The organism is Myxococcota bacterium, assembly GCA_035498015.1.
Classification (GTDB): domain Bacteria; phylum Myxococcota_A; class UBA9160; order SZUA-336; family SZUA-336; genus VGRW01.
Window position 1 is genome coordinate 25,485 of sequence record DATKAO010000244.1, and the last position, 9,952, is coordinate 35,436.

Sequence of the window (9,952 nt, forward strand, 5' to 3'; positions counted from 1 at the left end):
TCCGCTCAGCGTGCTCCGCGAGCGATTCCGAGCCACTCTTCGGCCGGCTCGATCGTGAGTGCGGGGTCGTCCTTCTTCTCCAAGCTCTCGGCGAGCCAGCTTCGCATCGGCTCGGACAAGAGATCCGGCGGCCCCTGGAACGTGCGCGTGTGCAGGAGCGAATAGACGCTGTCTCCGAGCGGCGCCACCTTCACGAGCCAGGCTTGCCCCGTCTGCTCCTCCGGCTGCAGCGCGGTGCGAGCCACGAAGTACTGGAGCGCGCCGGTGCTCGGGTCCGGCGCCGCAAAGCCGTAATCGAACGACGCCCGTTCGCGCTGCCTTGCGCGCAGCATCCGGGCGACGTCCTCCGCCGTGAACGACTCCGTCGTCCACACGCCCGGGACGTAGAGGTTGAGAATCAAGCCTTCCTCCTGCTCGTCGCCGAGCTTCGCGCACGCGACCACGAACACCCGCGTCTCTTCCAAGGTCCGCTCGCAGTTTCCGAACGTTCCCTCCCGAGTCACGAGCTGGACGTCGCCCGGCGCGAACACGATGCGCCCCGCGGGCACTTCGCGCCTCGCGGTCGCCGCACAGGCCGCGAACACGAGACAGGCGAGGACCGCGGGCCGCACCTAGCGCAGCAGACGAGTCACCGCGCCGAGCACCTCGTACGCGATGCTGAAGTGACCGAGCTCGTCGCGGATGTCGAGCTTCGCGCCGGGCACGATCTCGGCCGTGTGTCGCGCCTGCGCGACCGGCACGATCGTGTCACTCCCGCCGTGCAGCACGGTGACCGGGCAGCGGACCTTCGAGACCTCGAACGAGCCCCAGCCGGGGCCGTCGGCGCGGCGGTCGTCGACGTAGCCCTGGACGCCGTTCGCGAACATCTCGCGCAGCCCGCCGACCATGCCCGCGAGCCACTGTGGGTCGGCGAGCAGCTTCAGGTCCGCGGGCGGCAGCTCCTGGATCGCGCCGCCGGGCGCGAGCATCTTGCTGCCGTCGGCGCCGAAGATCTCGGTCGCGAGCCCGAGCGCCGTCTCGCGGCTGGCCGCGGCCCAGATGTCGCCGGTTCCCGGCTTGTCCATCATGCGCCGGCCCTCGGGCCAGCGCATGTCGGTGAGCGCGCAGCACGCGACCACGCCGATCACGCGCGGCGACGCCGCCGCGAGCGCGAGTGAGTACGCGCCGCCCGTCGAGACGCCGACCGCCACGAAACGCTCGGCGCCGAGCGAGTCGGCGACCGCGAGCCCGTCGGAGACCCAGTCGGCGATCTTCCGCCCCGGCTGCACGCTCGACTTGCCGTAGCCCGGCCGGTCGATACCGATCAGGCGCAGCCCCTGCGCGCGCGCGTCGGCTTCGAACGCGGCGGGCTCGAGCCGGCTGCCCGGCCCGCCGTGACACCACAGCACCGGAGTGTCTCCGCGCGCGCCGTAATCCGCGTACCCGACCTGCCGCCCGTCCGCGACCCGGATCTGCCCGTCCACCATGCGACGAGGCTACCAGAACGCTAGTCGCTCGACGTGTCGTACGCGAGCCAGATCGCCCCACGAGGCGGAACGGCCATCACTCAGATCTCGCGCGTCATGCGCCAGACGATCCGGTCGCGCTCGGGGCGCTCCCACTCCCACAGGTCGGGCGAGTTGTGCTGGCGGGCCATCTCGTTGGTGAAGCCGTCGGAGGCCCAGACCAGTGTCTCGGGGTATTCCTTGGCCTGACTGTTCTCGATCATCCAGCGCATTTTGCGGTCGGGATCGGGCTTGTGGATGGTGCGGCCGAAGTTGAGGATGCTGGCGCTGATCGTGGTGAGTCGCGCGAGGTCGCGCCCGAAGGCCTCGAAGCGCGCGTTCTTGTCGCTCTCTTGCGCGAACAGCGTGCGGTGCGTGTACTCGAGCTGCTGGTAGAGGCCCGCGTCGAGCAAGCGCTTCGCGTTGCGCGCGCCGCGCTGGCGCAGATACTCGTTCCTGCCGCCGCCTTCGACGTCGCGCAAGAGGAGACTCATGTGGTCGTAGCTGCGGATGTCGTACCACTCGAAGGGCTGCACCGGCGCGTCGAGATACCCGACGTCTTTGGGCGCGAGCCAGCGCTTGAGCTCCTCGCGCTTGAGCTTCCTGGCGGCGAGGAGCTTCTGGATGTCCTCGACCAGGCCGGCGAAGACGGAGCCTTTGATCGACGGGAGGGTCGGCATGACGGGTCCTCCTACGTCCTTCACGGATCGGCATCCGTGCCCACGTGCTGAAGGTCGCGCCGGCCGTACGAAGCAGCCCGCCGGGCGTTCAGGCGGCCACGGGAGTGTCCGGCGCGGGCCCCACGTAGCGCGACGCGGGCCGGATGAGCCGCCCGCCGCGCGCCTGCTCGTCGACGTGCGCGAGCCAGCCCGCGACGCGCGCCACCGCGAAGGTGGGCGAGAACAGCTCCTGCGGCAGCCCGATCGCGTCGAGGATCACCGCCGTGTAGAACTCGACGTTGGCCGCGAGCCGGCGCTCCGGGCGGCGCTCGCCCAGCGACGCGACCGCGACCGCCTCTACGGCGCGCGCCAGGTCGAGCCGGTCGCTGCGCAGACCGCCCGTGCGCAGCCGCTCCACCGCGCGCTCGAGCACCGCCGCACGCGGGTCGCGCACGCGGTACACGCGGTGGCCCATGCCCATGATGCGCCGGCCCGCCGCGAGCTCGTCGGCGATCCAGCCCGCCGCGCGGCCGGGCGTGCCGATCGCGTCGAGCATGGCCAGCACCGGCCCGGGCGCGCCCCCGTGCCTGGGGCCCTTCAACGCGCCCAGCGCCGCCACCACGGCCGACACCGGGTCCGACTCCGTCGACGCCACCACGCGCGCGGTGAAGGTCGAGGCGTTCATGCCGTGATCGGCGGCGGTCACGAGATAGGCGTCGAGCGCCTGGCTGCGCGCGGGATCAGTGCCGTGTGCGCTGGCCATGCGCAGGTAGTCGGCAGCGTGCGAGAGGCTCGGGTCGGGCGCGAGCGCCGGGACGCCGCGGCGCTTGCGCGCCCAGGCCGCCGCGAACACCGCCACCGCGGCCGTGAGCTCGACGTGCAGCTCCGCCGGGTCGATCGCGCTGGCGCGCAGGTGCGCGAGCGCCGCGCGCAGACACTCCATGCCGTCGGCCCCCTCGAGTGAGTCGCCCAGGTGGGGCAAGCGGCCGAACGCGCGCACGCGCGCGCGCCCCAGGCTGGCCCGCAGCGCCGCGTGCTCCGCCGGCGCCGGCAGCGCTCCGTGCCAGAGCAGCGCGCACACCGCCTCGAAGTCGTTGGCGAGCGCGAGCGCTTCCACGTCGTGCCCGCGAATCACCAGCCGCCCGAGCTCGCCGTCCACGTCGCTGAGCTGGGTGTCGGCTACCACCACGCCTTCCAGACCGTCCGAGGTCATCGCTTTTCTCCTGGTTGTTGGCTCTTACGTTGCCGCTTCCGCTGGACTTGATCAACGTTGATCAATCAATCAAGATATCGTTCCATGAAGCGGGACGACCGGATGAGCTCGCGCGAGGCGGCGGACTTCCTCGGGATCAAGCTCGAGACCCTGTACGCGTACGCGAGCCGGGGGCTGGTGGCGGGCGCGCGCGCGGCGGGCGAGCGCGGGCGGCGGTACACACGCGCCGATCTCGAAGGGCTGCGCGCGCGCGCCGCCGGGCCCGCGGCCTCGGCGCTGCGCTTCGGCGAGCCGGTGCTCGACACGCGCATCACGCGCTTGACTCCCGAGGGTCCGGAGTACCGGGGCCGGCCCGCGGTCGAGCTGGCGCGCGCGGGTACGCCGTTCGCCGCGGTCGCCGAGCTGCTGTGGACCGGCGCCCTGCCGGAGCGCCGCCCGCACTGGCCGGAAGGCCCCGCGCTCCCGGCGCGCGAGCTGGCGCGGCTCGTGCCGCGCGACGCGTCGCCGCTGGCCGCGCTGGCGCTCGCGCTGCCGGCGCTGGCCGCCGCCGACCCGCTGCGCTTCGACGCGCGCCCCGAAGCCGTGTGCGAGCGGGCGCGGCGGCTGATTCCGCGCCTGGCGGCCTCGCTCGCGCTGGCGCTCGATCCGGGGCGCGTGCCGGCGGCGCTGGCCGCGACCGATCCCACGCGCGCGCTCGCCGCTGCGCTCGGCGTGCCGGCGCGCGGCAAGTCACTCGCGCTGCTCGAGACCGCGCTCGTGCTCCTGGCCGACCACGAGCTGAACGCCTCGACCTTCGCGGCGCGCGTGGCGGCGTCGACCGGCGCCGACCTGTACGCGTGTCTCTCGGCCGGGGTCGCCGCGCTGTCCGGCCCGCTGCATGGCGGCGCCAGCGAGCAGGTCGAGATGCTCGTGCGCGAGGCGGGCGATCCGGCAGGCGCGGCCGCCGCCGTGCGCGACCGCATGCGGCGCGGCGAGTTACTGCCGGGCTTCGGCCACCCGCTCTACCCCGACGGCGACCCGCGCCACCCGCCGCTGTTCGCGGCCGCGCTGGCCCTCGCCCCCCGCAGCCCGCGCGTGCGCACGATCGCGGCGATCGTGGCGGCCATGGAGGCCGCGGGCCGGGCCCGGCCCAACGTCGACACCTCGCTGGCCGCAGCCTGCGCCGCGCTCGACCTGCCCCAGGGCCTGGGCGGCGCCCTGTTTGCGATCGGCCGGTCAGCCGGCTGGGTGGCCCACGTGCTCGAGCAGAGTGAGACGAAGGCCGTTCTGCGCCCGCGCGCCCGCTTCATCTCCGATTGACTTCGCTTGGGCCTCGTTCGCGACTCAGCACGAAGACTCACACGGGGGGGCGTGTTAGCCTGACCTCGAGGAGGCGGCATGGCGATCGCCCTGCCCTCGCTGAACCCCCTGGTGAGTCGGCTCCAGCAGTACATCCGCTGGGCCGCGCCCCCCGGGGTGCCGTTCGCGCTGGCGCTGGCGGTGCTCGGGATCTACGTCCCGAACCCGCTGATCTGGGTGCTGGCCGGCCTGGTCGCGCTGAACGCGGCCGGCGCCGCCGTCGCCTACCGGATGGCCGGGCTCGGACACCTGCAGAGCGCGGTGCTGCTCGAGGCCGCGGGCATGCTGGCCATCGGCTTCACCGTCGGCGAGGCGAGCCCCGACTACTTCGCGTTCACCGCCATGCTGGGGCTGCTCGCGATCGTGCACGCCGTGCCCTACGTGACCTACCGCGTGCTGCTCGGGCTGGCGGGCGCGGCGCTCCTGGTGATCGCGGCGGTCGGTCTCTCGCACCTCGTGGGCGCGCGCCTGTTCCAGGTCGAGCTGCCCGCGGCCGTGCGCATCGGGGCGCTCCTGGTCGGCCTCATGTCGCTCACCACCGCGGCGGCGTTCTCGCTCTGGCACACGCGCATCACGCTGGGCGACGCGTTCAGTCACCTCGAGGACGCCAACGCGGCGCTGGTCGAATCCGAGCGCTCGCTCGAGCGCAAGGTGCACGAGCGCACGGCGGAGCTGGAAGAGTCGCAGCGCGCGCTGGCTCGCGCGCGCGACGAGGCGCTGCTCGCGAACCAGCACAAGTCGGCCTTCCTGGCCAACATGTCGCACGAGCTGCGCACGCCGCTGAACGCGATCATCGGCTTCTCGGAAGCGCTGCTCGCGAAGCTGTTCGGCGAGCTCAACCCCAAGCAGACCGAGTATCTGCACGACATCCACCAGTCGGGCCAGCACCTGCTGGCGCTGATCAACGACATCCTCGACCTGTCGAAGATCGAGGCCGGCAAGCTCGAGCTCGACGCCACGCTCGTGCACCTGCCGACCGCGATCGAGAACGCGCTGGTCTTGATCCGCGAGCGCGCGGCTCACAAGGGCATCCTGCTCTCGAGCGAGCTCTCTCCCGCCCTGGGCGAGGTTCGCGCCGACGAGCGCAAGCTGAAGCAGGTGCTCATCAACCTGCTGGCCAACGCCGTCAAGTTCACCGACGCCGGCGGGCGAGTCACCGTGCGCGCGGCGGCTGCGCGCGACGGCGTGCGGGTCGAGGTCGAGGACACCGGCATCGGCATCGCGCCCGAGCACCAGGAGCTGATCTTCGAAGAGTTCCGGCAGGTGCACGACCCGTCGGCGCGCAAGCAGGAAGGCACGGGCCTCGGGCTCGCGCTGGTGAAGAGACTCGTGGCGCTGCACGGCGGACAGACCTGGGTGCGGAGCGCCCCGGGCCGCGGCAGCAGCTTCGGCTTCACGATCCCGGCGGACCCCGCGCCGCCGGCGGAGGAGTGACTCGTGGCGAGACCGCTGGTGCTGGTGGTCGAAGACCGGCCGATGAACGCGAAGCTCTTGCGCGACGTGCTGGTGGCGAGCGGCTACGACGTGGTCGAGACCGAGACCGCCGAGGCGGGCATCGCGCTGGCCAAGGAGCGCCTGCCCGCGCTGATCCTGATGGACATCCAGCTGCCGGGCATGGACGGCATGGCGGCCCTGCGCGAGCTCAAACGCGAGCCGGCGACCGCGAAGATCCCCGTCGTGGCAGTCACCGCCTCGGCCATGCCGCTGGAGCGCGCGTCGATCCTGCGCGCCGGCTTCGACGGCTACCAGGCCAAGCCGATCTCGGTGAAAGACCTCCTGGCCGAGGTGCGCCGGCTGGTCCCGGGCCAGGGGTGACTCGATGAGCGCCGGCAGCCGCGTCCTGGTCGTCGACGACACTCCGCGCAACGCGAAGCTCCTGGCCGACCTGCTGGCCGCCAACGGCTTCCAGGTTGCGACCGCGAGCTCCGGCGCCGAGGCGCTCGAGTCACTCGCCAAGGAGCCCGCCGACCTGGTGCTGCTCGACGTGGTCATGCCCGGTCTCTCCGGCTACGACGTGTGCCGCGAGGTGCGCAAACGCGAGCACGGCGGCTACCTGCCGATCATCCTGGTCACCGCGCTCGACCCCGAAGAGGAGCGCATGCGCGGGCTCGAAGCCGGCGCCGACGACTTCCTGACCAAGCCGGTGAACCTGGGCGAGGTGCTGGGCCGCGTGCGCTCGCTCCTGCGCATCCGCACGCTGCACGAGACGGTGCGCGCGCAGGCGCAGGAGCTCGCGGACTGGAACCGCGAGCTCGAGGGGCGCGTGCGCGAGCAGGTGGCGGAGCTGGAGCGACTCACCCGCCTGAAGCGCTTCCTCGCGCCGCAGGTGGCCGAGGCGATCGCCGCCGGCGGGCTCGAGATCCTGCGCCCGCACCGCCGGCGAGTCACCGTGGTGTTCCTCGACCTGCGCGGCTTCACGGCCTTCGCCGAGTCGTCCGAGCCGGAAGAGGTGATGGAGCTCTTGCGCGAGTACCACGCGCACATGGGCCGGCTCGTGGTCGCGCACCAGGGCACGCTCGAGCGCTTCACCGGCGACGGAATGATGGTGTTCTTCAACGACCCGATCGAGCTCGCCGACCCCGAGCTCGAAGCCGTCACCATGGCGCTCGAGATGCGCGCCGCCGCGGCCCGGCTGTCCGAGTCGTGGCGCCGGCGCGGCCACGCGCTCGAGCTCGGCATGGGCATCACGCACGGCTACGCGACGCTGGGCGCGATCGGCTTCGACGAGCGCCAGGACTACGCCGCGATCGGCAGGGTCACGAACCAGGCCGCCCGCCTGTGCGAGGCCGCCGCGGCCGGCCAGATCCTGATCTCCGAGCGCCTGCGCGCAGAGATCGAGTCACGCATCGACACCGAGCCCGTAGGCGAGCTGGCCCTGAAGGGCTTCCACCGGCCGGTCCCGGCGCACAACGTGCTGCAGCTCCGCGCTCGATGAAGCGCGCCTGCGCGCTCGCCCTGGCGGCGCTCGCCTGCGCCGGGCCGGGTCCCTCGCTGGAGTGCCGGGTCAACGTTCCGGCGCTGTACCTGCAGCCGGGCGCGGAGCTCGTCCCGCCGCCGGACGGCGAGCCCGAGCCCGTGCGCTACACGCGCGCCTACCAGGCCTTCTGGTGGAATTGCGTGGCCGTGCGCGCGCGCCGGCTCGACGCGCGCTGTCCGTTCACTTGCAGCGGCACGCCGGCTGCGAGCGACGGCTGCGCCGAGGGCAGCAGCGACGCGACGCGCGACATCGACTCACTCCTGCAGCGCTTCCCACCGGGGCGCGTCCAATCCTACCTGACCTCGCTCGCCGCCCAGCCCGAGGCGCGCGAGAAGCTGGCGGCGTACTTCGGCAACACGCCGCGGGCCTGGTTGCCCTAGCCGACTCAACTGCAGGCGGCGATCGGTCGATCCCTCCCGCGTGAACCACGCCATGACCACGACCGCCTTCGAGCTGCCGGGCTACCGGGTAGGCCGGACGCTCGGCCTGGTGCGCGGCATCACCGTCCGCTCGCGCTCGATCTTCGGCACGATCGGCGGCTCGCTGCAGACGCTGGTAGGCGGGAACATCACCCTGTTCACGTCGCTGTGCGAGCGCACGCGCGCGGAGGCGTTCGAGATGATGCTCCAGCACGCGACTCAGATGGGCGCGAACGCGGTGATCGGCGTGCGCTACGACGCGACCGAGGTCATGCAGGGCGTGACCGAGGTGCTGTGCTACGGCACGGCCGTGGTGGCCGAGCCGGTGCGCTGAGCCCGCGACTCAGTCCGGCTCGAGCTTGAACGCGAGCAGCGCCAGCGGCGGCAGCGTGATCCGCAACGAGTGACTCCGGCCGTGGCAGGGCACCGGCTCGGCGCGTACGCCGCCCAGGTTGCCCACGCCGCTCCCGCCGTAGAGCGTGGCGTCGCCGTTCAGGATCTCGCGCCAGTGACCGCCCGCCGGCACGCCCACGCGGAAGCGCGGGCGCGGCACGGGCGTGAAGTTGCACACCACGAGCACGGTCTGCTCGGGCTGGCCGCCGCGGCGCAGGAAGGCCAGCGTGCTCTGCGCGGCGTCGTTGCAGTCGATCCACTCGAAGCCCGACGGCTCGCAGTCGCGCGCGTGCAGCGCGGGCTCGGCGCGGTAGGTCGTGTTCAGGTCGCGCAGCCAGCGCTGCACGCCGCGGTGGCTCGCGAAGTCGAGCAGCTTCCAGTCGAGCTCGCCGTCGTGGTTCCACTCGCTCCACTGGCCCAGCTCGGCGCCCATGAACACGAGCTTCTTGCCCGGCTGCGTGAACTGGTAGCCGAGCAGCAGGCGCAGGTTGGCGAGCTTGGACCACTCGTCGCCGGGCATCTTGGCGAGCAGCGACTTCTTCAGGTGCACGACCTCGTCGTGCGAGAGCGGCAGCACGAAGTTCTCGGTCCAGGCGTAGAGCATGCGGAAGGTGAGGTTGCCGTGGTGGAACTTGCGGTGCACCGGATCGTGCGCGAGATACTCGAGTGAGTCGTGCATCCAGCCCATGTCCCACTTGAAGCCGAAGCCCAGGCCGCCCTGATCGGTCGGCCGCGACACCATGGGCCAGGAAGTCGACTCCTCGGCGTAGGTCTGCACGCCGGGCTGCACGCGGTAGGCCTCGGCGTTGAGCCGGCGCAGGAAGCCGATCGCCTCCAGATTCTCGCGCCCGCCGTACTCGTTGGGCACCCACTCACCCGGCCGGCGCGAGTTGTCGAGATACAGCATCGAAGCCACCGCGTCGACGCGCAGCCCGTCGGCGTGATACTGCTCGAGCCAGTAGAGCGCGCTCGAGAGCAGGAAGCTGCGCACCTCGTTGCGCCCGTAGTTGAAGATGAAGCTGTCCCAGTCCGGGTGGTGCCCCTGCCTGCGATCGGCGTGCTCGAAGAGGTGCGTGCCGTCGAACTCGCCGAGCCCGTGCTGGTCGGTCGGGAAGTGGGCCGGCACCCAGTCGACGATCACCCCGATGCCGCGCTGGTGGAGCGTGTCGACCAGGTACATGAAGTCCTGCGGCGTGCCGTAGCGGCTGGTCGGCGCGAAGTAGCCCGTGGGCTGGTACCCCCACGACCCGTAGAACGGGTGCTCCATCACCGGCATCAGCTCGACGTGGGTGAAGCCGAGCTGCGTGCAGTGATGCGCGAGCTGCGCGCCGATCTCGCGATAGCCGAGCACCTCGTCGCGGTTGCGCCGCCACGAGCCGAGGTGCAGCTCGTACATCGACATCGGCGCCTGGCGCGACTGCCGCGCGCCGCGCGTCCGCATCCACTCGGTGTCCTTCCAGGTGTGGTGC

The 9,952-nt window shown here is 72.2% G+C and carries 11 protein-coding genes; 6 read left to right on the forward strand and 5 right to left on the reverse strand.

Annotated features, from left to right (window positions below; all coding sequences use genetic code 11):
- Positions 1 to 5: 5 nt before the first annotated feature.
- From VMR86_21625 to VMR86_21640, 4 genes are all read right to left on the reverse strand, one after another.
- Positions 6 to 611 carry a hypothetical protein gene (locus VMR86_21625; protein ID HTO09666.1) on the reverse strand — a complete coding sequence of 202 codons (606 nt, stop codon included), beginning with the start codon at positions 609 to 611 and terminating at the stop codon, positions 6 to 8.
- A complete protein-coding gene (locus VMR86_21630; protein ID HTO09667.1) occupies positions 612 to 1,466 on the reverse strand; it encodes an alpha/beta hydrolase in 855 nt (284 codons plus the stop codon).
- A gap of 80 nt (positions 1,467 to 1,546) precedes the next feature.
- Positions 1,547 to 2,164, reverse strand: a complete 618-nt coding sequence (locus tag VMR86_21635; GenBank protein ID HTO09668.1) for a hypothetical protein — start codon at positions 2,162 to 2,164, stop codon at positions 1,547 to 1,549.
- An 88-nt stretch (positions 2,165 to 2,252) separates the two neighbouring features.
- Positions 2,253 to 3,356, reverse strand: a complete 1,104-nt coding sequence (locus VMR86_21640) for a citrate synthase (GenBank protein ID HTO09669.1) — start codon at positions 3,354 to 3,356, stop codon at positions 2,253 to 2,255.
- 84 nt (positions 3,357 to 3,440) lie between these two features.
- Here VMR86_21640 and VMR86_21645 point away from each other — a divergent pair, with 84 nt between their 5' ends.
- The 6 genes from VMR86_21645 to VMR86_21670 all read left to right on the forward strand — a co-directional run bounded on the left by VMR86_21645 (position 3,441) and on the right by VMR86_21670 (position 8,424).
- A complete protein-coding gene (locus tag VMR86_21645; GenBank protein HTO09670.1) occupies positions 3,441 to 4,655 on the forward strand; it encodes a citrate/2-methylcitrate synthase in 1,215 nt (404 codons plus the stop codon).
- Between the two features lie 78 nt (positions 4,656 to 4,733).
- Positions 4,734 to 6,128 carry an ATP-binding protein gene (locus VMR86_21650; GenBank protein HTO09671.1) on the forward strand — a complete coding sequence of 465 codons (1,395 nt, stop codon included), beginning with the start codon at positions 4,734 to 4,736 and terminating at the stop codon, positions 6,126 to 6,128.
- A gap of 3 nt (positions 6,129 to 6,131) precedes the next feature.
- On the forward strand, positions 6,132 to 6,509 hold the full coding sequence (locus VMR86_21655; GenBank protein HTO09672.1) for a response regulator: 378 nt from the start codon (positions 6,132 to 6,134) through the stop codon (positions 6,507 to 6,509).
- A gap of 4 nt (positions 6,510 to 6,513) precedes the next feature.
- A complete protein-coding gene (locus VMR86_21660; GenBank protein ID HTO09673.1) occupies positions 6,514 to 7,629 on the forward strand; it encodes a response regulator in 1,116 nt (371 codons plus the stop codon).
- On the forward strand, positions 7,626 to 8,051 hold the full coding sequence (locus VMR86_21665) for a hypothetical protein (protein ID HTO09674.1): 426 nt from the start codon (positions 7,626 to 7,628) through the stop codon (positions 8,049 to 8,051). The genes VMR86_21660 and VMR86_21665 overlap by 4 nt, the downstream gene beginning before the upstream one ends.
- 52 nt (positions 8,052 to 8,103) lie before the next feature.
- A complete protein-coding gene (locus VMR86_21670; protein HTO09675.1) occupies positions 8,104 to 8,424 on the forward strand; it encodes a YbjQ family protein in 321 nt (106 codons plus the stop codon).
- 9 nt (positions 8,425 to 8,433) lie between these two features.
- Here the strand turns inward: VMR86_21670 and glgB are convergent.
- Positions 8,434 to 9,952: 1,4-alpha-glucan branching protein GlgB (glgB, locus tag VMR86_21675; protein ID HTO09676.1), on the reverse strand; the 1,519-nt coding region annotated here is incomplete at its 5' end.